Raw genomic sequence first — 18,890 nt, forward strand, 5'->3', positions numbered from 1 at the left:
ATTCTATATCTATAAGAAAAACGTCAATCGACGTACTTTCACAGTAGACAGACCGCATGTAGCGGAAGTTTTTCTTGCGAGATAAGGATGCTAAGCCTCGGATGTTTATACTTTCTTATCTCTTAAATCAAAAAACCGGAAGAAGACTTCAGTCTCTTCCGGTTTTTTTGCTGTATGATAATTTGCTCTTACCGCTGACCTGGACAGCCTGCCGCTCATGGGACCGCCACTTCTAGCTCCATTCAACGGACCGTTTTCCGAAGAATTGACGTGACCAAACATACAGCCAGAAATACCCGATAGCTGAAATGAGACACAGCTGATACTCTCCGATCGGCTTCATCCAGACGGCTATTCGTCTTGCAGGGCGGCTTGACGCTTGTAATGATCCTCGATTACCATGCAAGCCATCGCTTCGATCACGGGTACGACGCGGGGACAGATGCATGGATCGTGCCTGCCGATCGTCGCAATCTCCCGTTCGTTGCCGTCCACATCGACAGTCTGTTGAGGGATAGAAATGGATGAAGTCGGCTTTACGACGACTCGAAACACGATGTCCGCCCCAGTGCTGATACCACCGATGATCCCGCCGGCATGGTTCGTCCGGAACCCTCCTGCGTCCATCTGATCGTTGTGTTCACTTCCCCGCATAGAGGCCGCTTGGAAGCCCGTCCCGAATTCAATGCCCTTAATCGCGCCAACAGATAACATTGCCTTCGCTAACTCAGCGTCAAGCTTGTCGAATACGGGCTCCCCCAGTCCTGCGGCAATGCCGCTAATTCGACATTCGACGATCCCCCCGCAGCTGTCGCCTTCTTCTGCCAGTCGTTCGATCATCTCGATCATGCGAACGGCTGCTTCAGGATCGCACGCGCGAACGGCATTTTGTTCGATAGCATCGGCGTCGAATTGCTCACATCGGATGCCACCAATCTCCGTCGTATAAGCCATAATGGAGACGCCCCGACGTTCCAAAAGCTTGCGCGCCACTGCTCCGGCAGCCACTCGCGCAGCTGTCTCCCTTCCCGAAGCTCTTCCGCTGCCGCGATAGTCACGGATCTTGTATTTCTTTTCATAAGTGAAATCCGCATGCCCGGGCCGGTAGGCCGATTTGATTGTGTCGTATGCCGACGGGCGCATGTCGGTGTTATTAAGCATGATGCACAGTGGCGTTCCCGTCGTTCGCCCCTCGAAAAGACCGGATAAAATTCGTATCTTATCGTATTCCTTGCGAGGAGTTGTAACTGAGGATTGCCCGGGTCTTCTTCGATCCATCTGAATCTGAATGTAGGCCTCGTCCAGCTCAACGCCCGGTGTGACGCCTTCCAAAATGACGCCCACTGCTTCTCCGTGTGACTCCCCGAACGTAGTCATTTTTAACCGCTCTCCAAACGTACTCCCTGCCATGTCCATACCTCCCGAATACTTTCGATTCCTTCTCCTTCAGTTTAGAGGTATATTTGAAATAAATGAAATCGCAATATCGAAGAGTTCCCATAGAGAGGATTGATGACACATGATCGCAAACACGGAATGGTATCGAGTGTTCCTGCATGCGGCAGAGACTTCCAATCTGACGAAAGCTGCGCAAAACCTCCATATGACACAGCCTTCTGTGAGTTACGCCATCAAGCAGTTGGAAGAAGCACTCGGTGTAGGGCTGTTCGACCGGTTATCCAAGGGTGTCCGCTTAACGCAAGAAGGTCAGGCCTTGTATCAGCATGTAAGGCAAGCATTCGATGAACTTGATTCAGCCGAGCGCCGCTTGAAAAGGCTACAGCAGTTCAGCGAAGGCAGGCTGAGGATTGGCGCGAACGGGGCAATCCTCAAGGACTTTCTTCTCGCCTTGCTCGACCGATTCCATGTCCGCTATCCCGACATCCGTATTCAGCTGTCACAGGAGCGGACCAGCAGCATTTTGGAGCGCTTAAAGAAAGGCTCATTGGATCTCGGCTTTGTTCACCTGCCCGTATCGGATGAAGAGATCAAGATCATCGACTCACATGACTCCCCTTATTGCGCTGTGATCGGAACGGCCTTCGCAGAATGGGCGCGAGAGCCCCTTCGGACAGAACAGTTGGCGGAGCTCCCCCTCTTAATGCTATCCCCCGGCAGCTCGACACGTTCCTTCATCGAAGGGTGGTTCCGGTCACAAGGAGTGGAAGTGGAAGCCGACTTCGAGTTGAACAGCCTGGACATGTTAGCGGAATTTGCCGAGCGCGGTTATGGAACAGCATTCTTGCCGCGAGCCTTTGTCGCGTCCCGCATCTCGGACGGTTCCTTGCTAGAGCTTCGAACAGAAACGCCATTACCGGATCGATATATCGGAGTTGCAGTTCGGAAGCAGGTGTCGCCCTCGCTTGCTGCAGGGGCATTTTTGGAGATGCTGCAGCAGAATTGACGATCTTTCCGTCGAAAGAAGATTAGCATCATCAACCTTATGAATACATGATCTTGCCTACAGCAAGCCACCTTTATGATCCTGTTCAGTGACCTCTTACTAAACGGTTATTTCAAGACGGACCGAAATGCCAATGAGCCACGGTCAGCCTTTTGGGGGCTCGTCGAAATTCACAAGCGAAATAAAGCTGGCACCTGATGAATACAGGAGCCAGCTTTTATTTTTTAACTAACAGTAAACCCTCACTTCAATAACCTCGGCATAATCCGAGCCGTTCGTGCTTTCCACCACCAACCGAAGCGCCGTGCTCTGAACAGGCTCCTCCAAACGGTGGACTCTCTTCCGGCGGCGGTTATGCGCCTCCAAGTCAAGCGTAATCCAATTCCCTTCCGAATCCAGCGCCTCTAATCTATAGGCACTGACCAACTCAGGGATGATATCGAAAGGCGTACGATGATGGTGCAGATTGATCAGATCTTCATTAACGTCATCGTTGAAAATGAGATGAATCTCACGAATCGTCCGCGCCTCTTCCCATTCCAGCTTCAACCAAGGCGTCTCCCCGTCTGCGATGCGCTCCGATACCCACATATGCGGACCGCCGAACGGACGTTTATAGCCGTCAATGACATGCTCGGGATGATAAGCATCCGTGATGCCGGTCATTCTCAGGCAAAACATTCGGCGAACCCATTTTTTCATGCTCCACTCGACAACGAGCTGGTTGTCGTCATGGTCCTCGAGCTCCTTGGACACCTGCGAGGCAGCACCGCGTTCAAAAGCAAGACATCCGCTGACGGTCCGGGAGGACAGATACAGGGAGAGATCCGGATTGCGACGAACGATGACAAACGCATTCTGCGCTTCTCCCGGCTGCCAATCAACGGGCATGGCTGCCCACTGCTGCGTTCCTGCCTTCACCTGGATCTCCGTCCTGCTCTCCAGCTTGGCGGGCACATAATTCTCCTTTTTCCCGGTGCTCCAAATTTCTACGGTCAGTTGAGTATCTCGCTTCGCATCGATCAGCCATTCCAGTTCTCCGCTCAGACGCGGATCGGCCGGCATCAGCACGGCGATGTCCCGTTCCAGCGCATAAGAGGCCTCCGCCTCCTCGATCGCAATCCTGGACAGGTGGGACGATGCGCTGATCTTGGCGCTTCGTGCCAGATCCCGCGGATCGCGGTTCACCACCCCAAGCACGGAGGCATCCTGCTTCAGCAGCGTCTGCTGAAGCTCCCCGCTCCGGCTGCGCGACAGCTCGCGCGGCGTGATGCCGTGCTGGACGCACAGCGCCGCAGCCGTGCCGGCCGCTTCGCCCAGGACGGCGCAGGTCGCCATGACCCGCGTGGTGCCAAAGGCCACATGGGTGGCGCTGATGTTGCGCCCGGCGAACAACAGGTTGGTCACGTTTGCCGAATACAGGCTGCGGTACGGGATATGGTAATTCCCGTCCGCATGCATATGCTTCGAGCCGCTCTCTTCGGCGTACATGCCCTGCGGCGGATGCAGATCGATTGACCAGCCGCCGAAGGCCACCCGGTCCTCGAACGGCTCCTGGGCCATGATATCGTTCTGCGTGAGCACATAGTCGCCGGCAAACCGGCGGTATTCCCGCTTGCCCGGCTGGGCGCCGACCCACTCCAGCGTCATATTGACGGCATCGAATTTGCCGGAATTTTTGATATAGTCCCATATGCCGTAAATGACCGACCACAGCTCATCGCGGATCCGCTCATTGTCATGCACGGTATCGAGCTCCCCGCCCCATTCGATCCACCAGTAATGGCAGCCCGAGTCGCCGCTGCGGATGACCCGCTTGATCGGGATCGGCGTCTGCGTAATATCCTTCGCAAAAACGGGCGGCACGAATTTCACCGGATGTCCGGCGTCCTTGGTGTAGAACAGCAGCGTGCTGCCGAGCGTCACATCATCCGCCGTTTCCGGCGCCCATTCCTCCCCGTATTCGCTGCGGGCTTCCCGCCCGATCCGGTATTTCGCTCCCGCCAGAAAGCCGACCAGCCCATCCCCCGTGCAATCCAGGAACACGGGACTCTCAAACCGGATGCGCCGCTCCGAGCCCATCATCCAACCGGTAACCGATCGGATCTGCCGCGCGTCAGAATCACCATCCGCTTCAACCTCATGCACGTCCGTATTCAAGAACAAGGTTATATTCGGCTCGGCCCGTACGGTCTCCAGCACGATCAAATCCCATAAATACGGATTGCCGTCCGGATTCCGGTACTGGTTCTCCACGAACATCTCGCCCATAATGCCGGTTTCCCGGGCATAGCGGTTGATCCCGTGGGCCGTCGCGCCGCAAACCCATACCCGCACCTCGCTGCTGGAGTTGCCCCCCAGCACGGGACGGTTCTGCACAAGCGCTACCTTCTGTCCGAGTCTAGCAGCTGCCACCGCCGCGCATACCCCTGCCAAACCGCCGCCAATCACCGTAATGTCGCTTACTGCCGTTTCGTTTCTCATGCTTCGACTCCTTTCATTTTTGTCCAGCTCATGTGTGGACCTGGATTCTGGGCTATCCTTTTACAGCCGAGCTCGCCACGCCCTGAATGATATATTTCTGACCGATCAGGAACACGAGAATCATCGGAATAATGCCTGCGGTTGCCGCCGCCATCATGCCGTTATAATCCACCGTATTTTCCAGTATGAAATTTTGTAGTCCCAACGGAACGGTATACAGATCCTGATCGATCAAAAACACCAAAGCGTTCTCGTAATCGTTCCAGTGCCAGGAGAAATCGATAATGGCCAGCGTAGCCAGCGAAGGCTTCGCCATCGGCAGAATGATCCGGGAAAAAATGCGGAAATGTCCTGCTCCGTCGATAAAGGCAGCCTCCGAAATTTCATGCGGTACGGAGAGGAAGAACTGCCGCATCATGAACACCCCGAAAATCGTGAATACGCCCGGCAATATAAGGGCCCAATGCGTGTTGTAGATACCGACCCAGTCGAACATGATGAACTTCGGTACAAACAAGACCTGGGGAGGGACCATCATCATCGACAGATAGATCATGAACATGGCATTCCGTCCCTTAAACTCGATCCGGGCAAAGCCGTACGCGGCTAAAGCGGACAGCAGTACCGCTCCGACGGTGCTGATCAAGGCGACTTTAAGCGAGTTCAGGTAGTATTGGCCAAAGCTGTTCGCTCCGGTCCACACTTTCACATGATGATCCCACATGAATTGGGCGGGAATCCACTTAATCGGGTATTGGAACACTTCCGCCGGCATCTTGAACGAGGTGCTGATCATCCAGAGGAAAGGAACGATCATAATTACGCTGAAGAACAGCATAATGAGCGTGATGATTATTTTAGTATATAAAGCTTTGGTCATATTCCTTCCTCCTTAATAGTGAACCCAGCGCTTCTGACCGATCCATTGAATGACAGTGAAGATCATGATGATCAAGAACAGCGCCCAGGAGATCGCGGATGCATAACCCATTTCGTAGTAGCGGAAGGCGTTTTGGTAAATGAACAGGGACAGCACGGTGGTGCTGTTGCCCGGGCCCCCTTGCGTAATGGCTTGAATGATCCCGAATTGCTTGATGGTCATGATGAGCCCGGTAATGAGCAGAAGGAAGGTTGTAGGGCTGACGAGCGGCCACAGGATGCTGCGAACGGTTTGCCAGGCGCGGGCCCCGTCGATTTTGGCGGCCTCCAGCAGTTCAGTCGAAACCTCTTGCAGAGCGGCTAGGTAGATAATCATGTTATAGCCGAGCATAAACCAGATCCAGATGATGTCGATGGCATACATGGAGGAATCCATGGTGGACAGCCATCCCGGGGGGTTGGTAATGCCGAACGACTTGAGGATTCCGTTGATCGGGCCGTTATTCGGATGGAACAGCAGCATCCACACGAAAGCCACGGCGACGCCGCTGGTGATGTAAGGCATGAAATATAAGGCGCGGAGCAGCTTTTTTAAATACACCGAGCGATTCAAAACTACGGCGACGATGAAAGCCAGTCCAATCGATATAGGAACGGATAACAGAAATAACAGCGTATTTTTGATCGAAATGTAGAAGACCTCGTCGCCCAGCATTTTTTGAATATTGGCCAGACCCACGAACTTCGTGTCCGAGCTCATAAATTTGTAATCCGTAAACATGAGATAGAACGAATACAAGGCTGGCACAATAAAAAACAGCATCACGCCGACCATGTTCGGACCGATAAACAGATAGCCGAGATACTGTTGCCGTTTCATCCAGGATGTTTTCACATAGCTCCACTCCTCTTGGTCTTTTTCATCTCAAGCATAGCAGTCGGGACCAAGCGGGGATAAGGAACAAAACCTTCGAATTTATGCTACAGAAGTATGCAATTGCAGCGCCGCGGCCTTCGGCCGCTCCGTAGATTTGTTCTATGGCCGATGAGAAAAAAGCGGCAATCAACTCCCCAGCCCGGATCATGCCGAGATAGGCAGTGTCGAAGCCGAACAAAAAGGGGACCGCCGCCCGAAGCGATAGTCCCCTTCTATTGGTGCCGATAGCCCCTTATTTGCTTTCTTTTAGAAACGTATTGTGCCGGTTCACCATGGCCTCCAGCGTTTGATCGAGTGATTGGGCATTAAGGAAATACTTCTCATACTCCTGAGCGCGCATATCCATCACCTCTTGCGGCAAGCTCCTAACGTACGTAGGCGTTTTGTCTTCGAACATGACGTGCATCAAGGAATCCAGGTCATACGTGTCTTTCTTATCACCGAGCAGGCTGTTTAACGCTTCTTCCTGATTGGCGTCCTTCGAAGCAGGCAATCTTCCGCCAGCAGCCATAGGAGCCATGCCTCCGTCCGCATACCACTTCAGGAATTCCCAAGATTCAGCTTGTTTTTTGGATTTGGCATTAATGGAGATGTAATCACCGAGGCCGCCCCTTGTCACGTAGCTGTCCGCACTGTCCGTTAATCTCGGCACTTGGGCGAACGCGATGGTGAAGTCGCGCGGAAAATCCGTAAAGTTATTCGAGCTTCGCAGCAGCCAGGCCCCGATATTCAGCATAGGCACTTCCCCGCTCAGGAACACTTGCTCCACCGGCATTTTGGAAGTCAACTGCTCTCCAAGAGGCGGCGTGGTCTTGTCCTCCTTCATCATGACGTTCAGGGTTTCCAGCCATTTTTTGACCAGCGGGTGGTCCAAATTCGAAGTTCCGTCCGCCTTGGTGTACCCCTCTTGCGATAACACCGAATCAATCGGATCGACGAACGGCTCCATATTTTGAATAAATCCGTAGTTATTGCCGACTTTGAGCTTCTTGGCATATTCGCGCAGTTCATCCCACGTCCAATCCTTCGGAACGGGCAGGCCGGCCGCATCAAGGGCATCCTTGTTCAGAGCGACGAAGAACGCGCTCTTCGTGGTCGGCATTCCATAATACTTCCCGTTGATTTTCCAGCCTTCGGCGTCAGGTCCCATTTTCTCATCAATATTGTAATCGTTGAATTGGCTCAGATCCAAGGCTAGGTTGGACTCCACCCGTTTGGACGTTTGGGAAAGCGTGTAATTTACGAACAGGTCGACATCCTGGCCCGTAATCATGGCCGTATCGAGCTTCAGGTTTCCGTCATCGTCATTGACGTAGCGTACATATTCGACTTGAACATCCGGATGCTCAGCATTCCATGCGTCAATGACTTCTTGCGGTCCCGCTTCCGGCGGTACGCCGCCCCACATGGTTAGTTTGATCGGTTCGCCCGATGAAGGCGCTTTCGAATTGTCCGTTCCTTGTCCCTCACTTGCGGATGACGGTTCCTTACCACCGCAACCGGCGAGAAGACCCAATAGCATGATACCGATGAGAAGCATCGCCCATCCCTTTTTATTTTTCATATTAGAGACCTCCCAGAAAATCATAATGGTTTTGATGATGCCCTCTCATCGTAGCAGGGAACGGGAGCCGCTTTTAAGCTACATATCCATTCAGATGATGGAACAAAACGATGGAATTCCTGTTTCGGCGAATCTATGTCTTGCATAGAATCCTTCTATTTGAGGTCTTTGCTGTGTTGTCTGTATTTACTCGGCGTGAATCCGGTCAATCGCTTAAAGATTTTAATAAAATAATTGTCGTTCACGAACCCCACCCGAAGGCCGATCTCGTGAACAGGGAGGTCGGTTTGAAGCAAATACGCGATGGCTTTATCCACCCGGACCTGGTGCAAATAATGAATCAAGGTGCGTCCGGTCTTTTTCTTGAAGAGCGCGCTGACGTAATTTTCGCCCATCATCACGTAGCCAGACATCGATTTCACCGTAATGTCCTGCTCGTAGTGCTCATGGATATACTGCAGTATCTTCTGTACTTCCGGGTGCGACGTAATTTCCCTTGGGGAGGGATGATGTGCCGGCTGTGACGGCATCGTCTCCGTGGGCGCGACCGGAATCGGGACAGGTTGGCTCGGGTTCGGGTTATTCTTCGCCAGCTCGGCGTTCATTTTGTGCAGCGTTTCCCGCAGCGTATTCACGCTCATTGACAGCTTCAAGATATAGTTGGATGCCCCGTATTCCATCGCTTGCCGGACATACTCGAATTCACTCATGCAGGTCAGCATCACGAACCGAGAAGCGTATCCCTCTTCCCGGGTTCTGCGGAGGAGCTCCACGCCATCCATCTCCGGCATCACGATATCAGTCAGCACGAGATCGGGCGGGTTGCTCCGGATCATCTCCAGCGCCTCGGCACCGTTGCCTGCCTCTCCCGCCACCTTGAATCCAAGCTCCTCCCACGCGATGATCTCCCGCACGGACTCTCGCACGAACACCTCATCCTCCACCAACAGCACCTTCCACATAGGTCTCCCCTCCTTGAAGCTTTTAAAATCCCGTTCCAGCCCGCACAGGCCGAAGCGCCGAATAATCTGCCCGTTATGATGAAATCAAGTGTTCGTTCTGATAGGGTGTTGAGATTAACAATGGGATAGAGAACCGAATCCTCGTTCCCAGCTCCGAAGAAATAATCTCCATGCTGCCCTCTTCTTTAAACAGCAGCCGAAGCAGCTCCTGTACATTGCTAAGACCGATGCCCGGCCGTTTACGCATCCCGTTCGCCTGCCGGGACTGCTCCATGCCGACGCCGTTGTCCTTGATCTCAACCGCCAGCCGGTTCGGCCCCTCCCGGATAACCGTAATTTCAATGAGGCCCTCCTGCTCCGGCAGCGGCCCGATTCCGTGCAGGATAGCATTCTCCACGAGCGGCTGCAGACAAAGCTTTGGCACAAGCGCATAGAGAATGTCCTCATCATACGCAAAGGTCACCTCAAAACGGTGATTGTAACGCACCTGCTGAATATGCACATAGGCCTGCACCAGCTCGATTTCATCCTTCAGGTGCACCAGATCTTTCTCCGTATTCAGACTCGCCTCCAGCAGTTTGCCGAGAGACAGGGTGATATTGGTGATATCGTCATTTTCATGACGGATGGCAATCCACTTGACCGTATTTAGCGTGTTGAGCAGAAAATGCGGGTTCATCTGAGCCAGAAGCATATGAAAATGCACGGCTTCCTTCTGCCTTTCCTCGGCCTTTAACCGCTGAATCAGCATATCCATGTCGTCGAGCATGGAATTAAACGTCTGCGTCAGTTCCAGAATCTCGCCTCTGAACTTCCGTTCCGGCAGGCGGATTTTCAGATTTTTGCGGACAACCGCCTTCATCTTATTCTGCAAATGAGATAACGGCCGGGTAATCGTGGCTGCAATGATGAAGGTCATGATAAGAAACGCGCCGGTCAGCAGGAAAAAGGTCATAAAATATTGGCGCTTCAGCTCCTCAATCTCGTTAAAAAGCACCGTCAGCGGAATCCGGTTCACGATATACCAGTCCAGCGACTCCACGTAAATATAATTCACCAGGGTATTGGAGGCTTTGTCGATAAAATACTTCTGCCTAGGCTCGGCTGCAATCCTGGCTTTCACCTCGCTTGTCAGACTGCTGTTCAGGATCGATTGGGATACGTTCTCGCCGGCGCTCGTAATCAAAAAATATTCCTGTCGCAGCGTCGACTGCTTCATTACAGATTGAAACCAAAAGGAGTAATCGATGCTGATCCGGGCAATGCCGTACGGCTTGTTGCGGGGAGTTTCCATGTAAGCGTACAGCGACAGCAGGTAAGGGCTCGTGGAGATATCCCTCAGCACGTAATTCGCATCGCTCGAAACCCAGTGATACGACACGCCCTCCATCTGTTCCCTATCAAAGCCAGGGTTGTCCCGCAGCTTTCTGTAATCGAGGGCCTCCCTGGGAGAATATGAAGTGTAAGCGTTACCATGAAAATCGAGAATCGTGAAGTAGACCGACGGATTATACAGGAAAAAGCTGTTGTTCAAATTTTTGAACTTTTCCTCCATCAGGTTTTTGTTCTCGAGTCCTTGTCGCTGCCCGGGATGGGTCAGCACGGAGGCCACCGTCGAATCCTGTTCTAGAAAGATCAGTGTTTTAAAGGCCACGCTCAACTGATCCTCAAGCGTTCGATACATCTGCTCCAGCTGGCTGTGGCTCTGCTGGCTGATTTTCTCCTGGACCAAGGTCTCGATCCGCTGGTAGTTGTACAAATTCAGAATGCCGAAAGGCAGCAGTATGACCAGAACGAACGCGGCAAACAGACGGTATTTCAGCTTGTGTGGAAACAGGAATCGTATTCGGTTCAGCACCCTCCCGCACTCTCCTTTTCGCTCGCTTGTTCTTCAATTATATCAGCACGGGTTCGCTTGAGAATGGGAATGCCTGAAATTGCATGGATATGTGCGGTCGATGCCAAGGGCAAGCGCAGTGGATGTGTAGATTTGTTCTATTTTTATCAGACAAAAAGACCAAACTCTCCGGAAAGAGCTTGGCCTTCATCTACTGCATCAACACATTTCGTGCTCAAGCGCATTAACGATCACGCCCGCTAACGTCGAGGTCAGCCACTCTCGATCATGCGGGCCACGTTTGATATCGGATTTAAAAAACTTACTTTTCCATCAGCATTTCAAAGCAATTTAACAGCAGCACATACGTCTGCTCGAAGGTGAGCTCGCCTTTCGGGTTGAACTGATTCTTGGCCATGCCGTTCATTAAAGAGAGGTTTATCGCTTGGTATACTTGTTCCTTCGCCCATGGCGAGATGTTGCTATCGTCCGCGAACAGCGAAGCCGCAGCTGATCCGGTTGACGCCGGTCTGCCTTTCAATTCATTTGTCTTGGCATACACCTGAAGGATCAGCGCGGCAGCCTGTTCTCTGGTGATGGTCGCTCGCGGCGAGAAGGATTGCGGCGATGTGCCGTTGATGATGCCGTTTTGGCTTGCCCACGTCACGGTCCAATCATCGACGTCCTTAAATGGGGTCTTAACGCCAGAGACATCCATATAAAGATCCTGTCCCAGCATGGTTTCGATCATATGTACCGCCATCTCCGTAAACTCCACTCTGGTGATCGGCTGCTGGTAGGATCGGTCAAACGGCCAGCCGATAATGCCATTCGCTTTTGCCTTCATGTAATCCGCTTGAGCCCAGTTGCTCACTTTGCCATTAGCCGGACCATCATTCACGTTAACGTAGACCAGGCTTCTCGCCCCCAGATAATCATTGGCAGAGATCCATGTCGATCCCTTGCCTACGGCTTTGACCTTGCCGTTTGCATCTATCTCAACGATCCGGTTATCTCCGCTCTTGAACGTATTGCCGCTGGTCTGCAGTCCGCCAGTGAGGCCCATTTGAAGGGTTTGCCCCTTTTGGAGCTGAATATCGTAGCGGGCCAATAAACCAGGCATCATTTTGAAAAACGTCGTGGTGAACTCAACCTGTGCCGTGCTTCCGGAAGCGGTATATAGCCCCGTCATCTGAACGGTGAAGGCATCGTCCGGCGCAAAATCACCTATGCTGTCAGGCCTAAAAATGACGGCAAACGGCACGCCGTAATAGCTGGTCTGCACATTGAAATATTTGCCCGATTTATCGTTGTCGCTCTTGTCAAAGCTCCACTCTTTCCCGTCCCTCACACGGGTCAATTTCACTTGAATCTGATCCGTTCTGGTCCGGTCATACTTTTGCGGGTTCAACGACACCGACCATGGATCGTTTGTCTTAAAAACCTCTTCCGGAAAATATCCTGCAGACGGCCAGGAGATGTAATCATATTGAACTTCGGAAGCTGCGCGGCCCTTGTCCATCGCGTACATCGACGCATAGGCAACGTTGTTGGATGTATGTACCATTCCGAACATGGTCTGTTTCATCTCCGGATTGATAACCCACCGGCGGTGTCCGACCCGGTCGATATTCGTAGCCCCGCTATCCGCCATATAACCAAGGACATTGTCATAAAAGGTCGGGCTGCCGCCGTAAAGGTTGCTTGTCCTCGCGCCTTCCTTCGCTGAAGCGTACAGCGAATCGTCCATGCCCGCCGGCATGGTTGGATAATGGTTCAGCTTTTGATGCAGGGCGTTCACAAGCGCTGTCGCCTGCTGCTGCCCTGCAAGCGAAGGGTTGGCTGTCACGTCATCCGGCAGGCCGGATAGGTATCTTACAAAGTTGACGGCCCGAATGCCGTCCTCGATATATTCCGGTTTTATCGTCCCTGCCTTATAGGGTACGGCGACGCTTGGCGATTCCATGTAAATTCGTTCGGGTCCCATATAGGATGTGCCTGTGTCCATGGGTTTGTACTGCTGCCATTTATTCAGGATATCCTGCTTCGTTCGTTCTCCCGTCAGATGTTGAACGTCAGCTGCATGGGCATCGGGGGCCGATAAGACTGCTGCGATCAGCATAGCCGCAGGCAGTATCAGCCATTTTCTCGATCGTTGGAGTGATCGTTTCATAGATTCAAGCCACCTTACTTCTAGTATTTTTCCTATAACTTCCGTATCATCATTATAACGGAAAATATAGGAAACTTGAACTATAAAAAAGATAGGCTTTTAGGTCTAATAGAGTATCCCGGTCGTCGCTCAGCCTATTTCATTCCTGCTTCCCGATTTTAACAGCGACCGGAGCCGATATACGCGCCGCCACACGGCACGATAACAGAGTGTGCAGCCCTTCGATCTCTCCTTCTCCCACGCCCAAAAGCCCGGCTCATGTGACTTCACAGAGCTGGGCTTTCTTCTTTGCACTCCTATGAGATACTCACAAATGGCTGCACGCCTCCTCCCCTGCTCAGGTGCGTATATCGGTGGAGGAGCAACGCGTTCGCCTTTAAAATCGGGAAGCTTCCTTAAGCCTATTCCATTCCTGCTTCCCGATTTTAACAGCGACCGGAACCGATATACGCACCGTCCCACAGCACGTTAACATATTGTGCAGCCCCTTCCCTCCCCCCAGACATCCTCAAATAAATGCAAAAAAGCCCAGCTCCCTCAAAAGCAGGAGCTGGGCTTTCTCTTATTTCAATTATTTGCGCTTCAAGTTGTAGAACGACTTCAAGCCGTTGTATTGAGCAAGTTCACCCAATTGATCTTCGATGCGAAGCAATTGGTTGTATTTTGCCACACGGTCTGTACGGGAAGGAGCACCCGTTTTGATCTGACCTGCGTTCGTAGCTACTGCGATATCAGCGATCGTGCTGTCCTCGGACTCACCGGAACGGTGGGAGATTACAGCCGTGTATCCTGCGCGTTTTGCCATTTCGATCGCATCGAATGTTTCAGTCAATGTGCCGATTTGGTTTACTTTGATCAGGATGGAGTTACCGATGCCTTCGTTGATACCTTTTTCCAGACGCTCGGTGTTGGTAACGAACAGGTCATCACCCACGAGTTGAATTTTGTTACCCAATTTCTCGGTGAGCAATTTCCAACCTTCCCAATCGTCCTCGGAGCATCCGTCTTCGATGGTTACGATCGGGTATTTGTCTACCCAAGAAGCGAGCAAGTCCACGAATTCTGCTGGTGTGAAGGATTTGCCTTCGCCTTCCAGAACATACTTGCCATCTTTGAAGAACTCGGTGGAAGCAACGTCCATACCCAGCAATACATCTTCGCCTGGCTTGTAGCCGGCTTTTTCGATCGCTTCGATGATGGAAGACAGTGCATCTTCGTTGGATGTGAAGTTAGGAGCGAAGCCGCCTTCGTCACCAACCGCCGTGTTCAGGCCTTTGCCCTTCAGAACGGATTTCAGGTTGTGGAAGATTTCAGCACCCATGCGAAGCGCTTCTTTGAAGCTAGGAGCGCCAACAGGCAATACCATGAACTCTTGAACGTCAACGTTGTTGTCCGCGTGAGCGCCACCGTTCACGATGTTCATCATAGGTACTGGAAGTTGTTTGGCGTTGAATCCGCCAAGGTAAACGTACAATGGAAGATCCAATGCATCAGCAGCAGCGCGAGCTACAGCCATGGATACGGCCAGAATTGCGTTCGCACCCAGTTTGCCTTTGTTTGGCGTACCGTCCAAAGCGATCATCAGCTTGTCGATGCCGAGCTGGTCCAGAGCGTCCATGCCGATCACTTCAGGAGCGATAATTTCGTTCACGTTCTCAACGGCTTTCAGAACGCCTTTGCCCAGGTAACGGGATTTGTCGTCGTCGCGAAGCTCAACGGCTTCGTGAACGCCAGTGGAAGCACCGGATGGAACGATCGCGCGACCGATTGCACCGGATTCCAGGTATACTTCAACCTCTACGGTTGGATTACCGCGGGAGTCAAGGACTTCGCGTGCATATACATCAGAAATAATAGTCATGTGTATAGTCTCCTTTTAATGTTATGTTTATGTTCCATTATGAACTACTTATTTACGTGCTGCAATCATGGAGGTTCCGGTCATTTCGTCCGGCTTCGGCAGTCCCATCAGATCGAGAATCGTTGGCGCGATGTCGGCGAGAATACCGCCTTCGCGCAGCGTTACATTCTCATCCGTTACGATGAACGGAACCGGGTTCGTGGTATGGGCGGTGAATGGACGTCCATTCTCATCAAATACCATGTCCGCATTTCCGTGATCAGCGGTGATCAGAACAACCCCGCCTTTTGCCAAAACAGCCTCAACGACCTTACCGACACACTCATCCGTAGTCTCAACGGCTTTAATCGTCGGCTCCAGCATACCGGAATGGCCTACCATATCCGGGTTCGCGAAGTTCAAGATAATCGCATCATGCTTATCCGCTTCGATTTCTCTCACGCAAGCATCCGCCACTTCATAAGCGCTCATCTCCGGTTTCAGATCGTACGTCGCCACTTTCGGCGAGTTAATCAATACACGTGTTTCGCCTGGAAGCTCAACATCGCGTCCACCGCTGAAGAAGAACGTAACGTGTGGATACTTTTCGGTTTCCGCAATACGAAGCTGCTTCTTGTTGTGCTGAACCAGCACTTCGCCCAGCGTGTTGTCGAGATTCTTCGGTTTGTAGGCGACGAAGCCTTCCACCGTCTCGCTGAACAGCGTCAGGCAGACAAAATGCAAGTTTTGCGGGAACTTCGGTCCACGTTCAAAGCCACGGAAATCATTATTCGTAAACACCTGGGACAGCTGAATCGCACGGTCAGGACGGTAGTTCAGGAAGATGACGGAATCTCCGCTCTCCACCAGACTAACCGGCTCGCCTTCACCATTCACAATAACGGTCGGTTCTACGAATTCATCGTAAACCGATTTCTCGTAAGATTCGGTGATGGCTTTCAGCGGATCCGTATATTTAGGTCCTTCGCCATACACCATGGCACGGTAAGCCTTCTCGACACGATCCCAACGCTTGTCGCGGTCCATCGCATAATAACGACCGGAAAGCGTAGCGATTTGGCCAACGCCCACTTCTTCAATCTTCGCAATCAGATCCTTAACGAACTGCTTGCCGCTGTCCGGTGCCACGTCGCGTCCATCCATGAAACCATGGATGTATACGTCATGGAAATCTTCCTTCTTGCAAAGATCCAGCATGGCGAACATATGCTCAATATGACTGTGAACGCCGCCGTCGGATACCAGTCCGTACAGATGCAGCTTCTTGTTGTTGTTCTTGGCAGCGCGAACGGCTTCCACCAACGTTTCGTTCTCGAAGAACTCTCCTCCACGAATCGACTTCGTGATACGGGTCAAGTCCTGATACACAATCCGGCCTGCGCCGATGTTCAAGTGACCCACTTCGGAGTTCCCCATTTGACCTTCCGGCAAGCCTACGGCTTCGCCGCAGGCGGTCAACGTGGTGTTCGGGTACTGCTTCAAATACCGGTCGTAGTTAGGCTTGTTCGCTTGTGCGACCGCATTGCCCACCTCGGTGTTCCGAAGACCGAAACCGTCCATGATGATCAGAGCTACAGGTTTTGGAGCAGACATTTACTTCGCCCCCTCAACGAGTGCGATGTAGGAAGCCGGTTGTAGACTTGCACCACCAACGAGCGCGCCGTCGATGTCACTTTGTCCCATATACTCCGCTACATTTTCAGGCTTCACGCTACCGCCGTATTGAATGCGAACTTGGTCTGCAACGGTTTCGCCATACAGCCCTTTAACGAGTTCACGGATGTATGCGATAACTTCGTTTGCGTCCTCTGCCGTAGAGGATTTGCCCGTTCCGATTGCCCAGATTGGCTCATAAGCAATAACAACATGAATCGCTTGATCAGCCGGAACACCTGCGAACGCAGCTTCTGTTTGTACCTTGCACACGTCTTTGGTTTGGCCAGCTTCGCGTTCTTCCAGCTTTTCGCCAACGCAAACGATCGGAAGAAGACCATGACGGAATGCCGCATGTACCTTTTTGTTCACGATCTCATCCGTTTCAGCAAAGTACTGACGACGCTCGGAATGTCCAATAATGACATAGTCCACGCCCAGATCTTTCAGCATCAAACCGCTGATTTCACCAGTAAAGGCGCCATTATCTTCAAAATGAAGGTTTTGTGCACCGATTTTGATGTTCGTGCCCTTTGCTGCTTCAACCAATGCAGGAAGATTGGTAAATGGCGCGCAGATCACGCTTTCCACGCCTTCTACTTCCGCTTTGCCTTTCACATCTTCAATAAATGAAGTTGCTTCCGGAACAGTTTTGAACATTTTCCAGTTACCAGCTATGATAGGTGTTCTCACACGATTCACTCCTTTATTCCCCCGAAGAATCGGGGTCCAAACTTCTTCATCCACTTGCTATCCAATGTAGCGCCTAATTCTATTTATCGTTCAATGCCACAACACCAGGAAGTGCTTTGCCTTCCATGAACTCAAGAGATGCACCGCCGCCTGTCGAGATGTGATTCATCTTGTCGGCAAGGCCGAATTTCTCCGCAGCTGCAGCCGAGTCGCCGCCTCCGATAATCGTGTAAGCTTCCGTATCCGCACAGGCTTGTGCCACTTCACGAGTACCGTTGCTGAACGGAGCGATTTCGAATACGCCCATAGGACCGTTCCACACGACAAGTTTGGAGTTCTTGATCACTTCTGCATACTTGGCGCGAGTCTTAGGACCGATGTCAACGCCTTCCCAATCGGCAGGAATGCCGTCGATATCAACGATCTTAGTATTCGCATCTGCACTGAACTCGTCCGTAACGACGATATCTTCCGGCAGGTAGAAGTTTTTGCCCAACTCTTTAGCTTTCTCGATGAAACCAAGTGCAACATCAAGCTTATCTTTATCAAGCAGAGATTGACCGATTTCATGGCCTTGAGCTTTGAAGAACGTGTAAGCAAGTCCACCGCCGATGATGACATTGTCAGCAAGCGTAAGCAGGTTGTCGATCACGTCGATTTTGTCCTTAACCTTCGATCCACCGATGATGGCGGTAAAAGGACGGTCCGGATTCGAAAGGGCCTTGCCGAGAACGGACAGCTCTTTCTCCATCAACAATCCCGATACAGCCGGAAGATGATGAGCGATGCCTTCTGTCGAAGCGTGCGCACGGTGAGCAGCACCAAACGCGTCATTCACGAACAGATCGGCCAGTTCGGCGAATTGCTTCGCAAGTTCCGGATCATTCTTCTCTTCACCAGGGTAAAAACGAACGTTTTCAAGCACGAGCACATCGCCGTTTTGCATCTTATCGATTTGCGTTTTAACCGCTTCTCCTACAGCTTCATCCGCTTTGGCTACCGGTTTACCGAGCAGCTCGGACAGACGCTGACTTGCCGGAGTCAGGCGCAAAGATTCAACGACCTCTCCTTTTGGACGGCCCATGTGGCTGGCCAGGATGACTTTCGCTCCTTGCTCTACCAAATATTTAATGGTCGGCAAAGTCTCGCGAATACGAGTGTCGTCTGTAATTTTACCATCTTCGAGCGGTACATTGAAATCGACGCGGACAAACACCCGTTTGCCACTTACTTCTACATCACGTACACTTTTCTTGTTCATCTCCACGTTCCTCCTAAGAAAACTATTCTCCTCACCGACAGCATGCAGTTGCTCTCGTTTCTCTCTCTATCGCTAACCAGCGCCCGGATCTTGTCTATTCTTCCCAGTGCTCTGGCATGAAAACAAGGAAAAACCATGAACCAAAGAGGAGACCCGTGGAACGGAACTCCTCTTCGATTGTA

At 51.9% G+C, this 18,890-nt stretch carries 13 protein-coding genes; 1 reads left to right on the forward strand and 12 read right to left on the reverse strand.

Annotated elements, in window-relative coordinates; all coding sequences use genetic code 11:
- Window positions 1–351: 351 nt before the first annotated feature.
- A complete protein-coding gene (gene aroC, locus ACOZB4_RS29895; protein WP_076322659.1) occupies window positions 352–1,410 on the reverse strand; it encodes a chorismate synthase in 1,059 nt (352 codons plus the stop codon).
- A gap of 109 nt (window positions 1,411–1,519) precedes the next feature.
- Between aroC and ACOZB4_RS29900 the strand changes: the two genes are divergently transcribed.
- The gene (locus ACOZB4_RS29900) at window positions 1,520–2,404 is read left to right on the forward strand and encodes a LysR family transcriptional regulator (RefSeq protein WP_215156679.1); all 885 of its coding nucleotides are present in this window, start codon (window positions 1,520–1,522) and stop codon (window positions 2,402–2,404) included.
- A 228-nt stretch (window positions 2,405–2,632) separates the two neighbouring features.
- Here ACOZB4_RS29900 and ACOZB4_RS29905 read toward each other — a convergent pair whose 3' ends face one another.
- The 11 genes from ACOZB4_RS29905 to ACOZB4_RS29955 all read right to left on the reverse strand — a co-directional run bounded on the left by ACOZB4_RS29905 (window position 2,633) and on the right by ACOZB4_RS29955 (window position 18,708).
- Complete coding sequence (locus tag ACOZB4_RS29905; protein ID WP_379414509.1) at window positions 2,633–4,888, reverse strand: FAD-dependent oxidoreductase; 2,256 nt, start codon at window positions 4,886–4,888, stop codon at window positions 2,633–2,635.
- Between the two features lie 52 nt (window positions 4,889–4,940).
- Window positions 4,941–5,768 (reverse strand): carbohydrate ABC transporter permease, encoded by an 828-nt coding sequence (locus ACOZB4_RS29910; RefSeq protein WP_076322663.1) that lies wholly within the window; start codon window positions 5,766–5,768, stop codon window positions 4,941–4,943.
- Between the two features lie 12 nt (window positions 5,769–5,780).
- Window positions 5,781–6,662, reverse strand: coding sequence for a carbohydrate ABC transporter permease (locus tag ACOZB4_RS29915; protein WP_379414508.1), 882 nt, complete (start codon window positions 6,660–6,662; stop codon window positions 5,781–5,783).
- A 274-nt stretch (window positions 6,663–6,936) separates the two neighbouring features.
- The gene (locus tag ACOZB4_RS29920) at window positions 6,937–8,268 is read right to left on the reverse strand and encodes an ABC transporter substrate-binding protein (protein ID WP_379414507.1); all 1,332 of its coding nucleotides are present in this window, start codon (window positions 8,266–8,268) and stop codon (window positions 6,937–6,939) included.
- A 155-nt stretch (window positions 8,269–8,423) separates the two neighbouring features.
- The gene (locus ACOZB4_RS29925) at window positions 8,424–9,230 is read right to left on the reverse strand and encodes a response regulator (protein ID WP_379414506.1); all 807 of its coding nucleotides are present in this window, start codon (window positions 9,228–9,230) and stop codon (window positions 8,424–8,426) included.
- Between the two features lie 73 nt (window positions 9,231–9,303).
- Complete coding sequence (locus tag ACOZB4_RS29930) at window positions 9,304–11,088, reverse strand: sensor histidine kinase (RefSeq protein WP_379414505.1); 1,785 nt, start codon at window positions 11,086–11,088, stop codon at window positions 9,304–9,306.
- Window positions 11,089–11,389: 301 nt separating this feature from the next.
- The gene (locus ACOZB4_RS29935; protein ID WP_379414504.1) at window positions 11,390–13,240 is read right to left on the reverse strand and encodes an S-layer homology domain-containing protein; all 1,851 of its coding nucleotides are present in this window, start codon (window positions 13,238–13,240) and stop codon (window positions 11,390–11,392) included.
- A 571-nt stretch (window positions 13,241–13,811) separates the two neighbouring features.
- A complete protein-coding gene (gene eno, locus ACOZB4_RS29940; protein ID WP_071219501.1) occupies window positions 13,812–15,101 on the reverse strand; it encodes a phosphopyruvate hydratase in 1,290 nt (429 codons plus the stop codon).
- A gap of 48 nt (window positions 15,102–15,149) precedes the next feature.
- Window positions 15,150–16,694: a 2,3-bisphosphoglycerate-independent phosphoglycerate mutase gene (gene gpmI, locus ACOZB4_RS29945; protein WP_379414503.1), complete on the reverse strand. Its 1,545-nt coding sequence runs from the start codon at window positions 16,692–16,694 to the stop codon at window positions 15,150–15,152.
- Window positions 16,695–17,447, reverse strand: a complete 753-nt coding sequence (gene tpiA / locus ACOZB4_RS29950; protein ID WP_213646118.1) for a triose-phosphate isomerase — start codon at window positions 17,445–17,447, stop codon at window positions 16,695–16,697.
- A gap of 79 nt (window positions 17,448–17,526) precedes the next feature.
- Entirely contained in the window at window positions 17,527–18,708 is a 1,182-nt protein-coding gene (locus tag ACOZB4_RS29955; RefSeq protein ID WP_379414502.1) for a phosphoglycerate kinase, read from the reverse strand.
- Window positions 18,709–18,890: the final 182 nt, after the last annotated feature.

The sequence above is a fragment of the Paenibacillus sp. NPDC058898 genome, assembly GCF_049316025.1.
In the GTDB taxonomy this organism is placed as follows: Bacteria; Bacillota; Bacilli; order Paenibacillales; family Paenibacillaceae; genus Paenibacillus_AQ.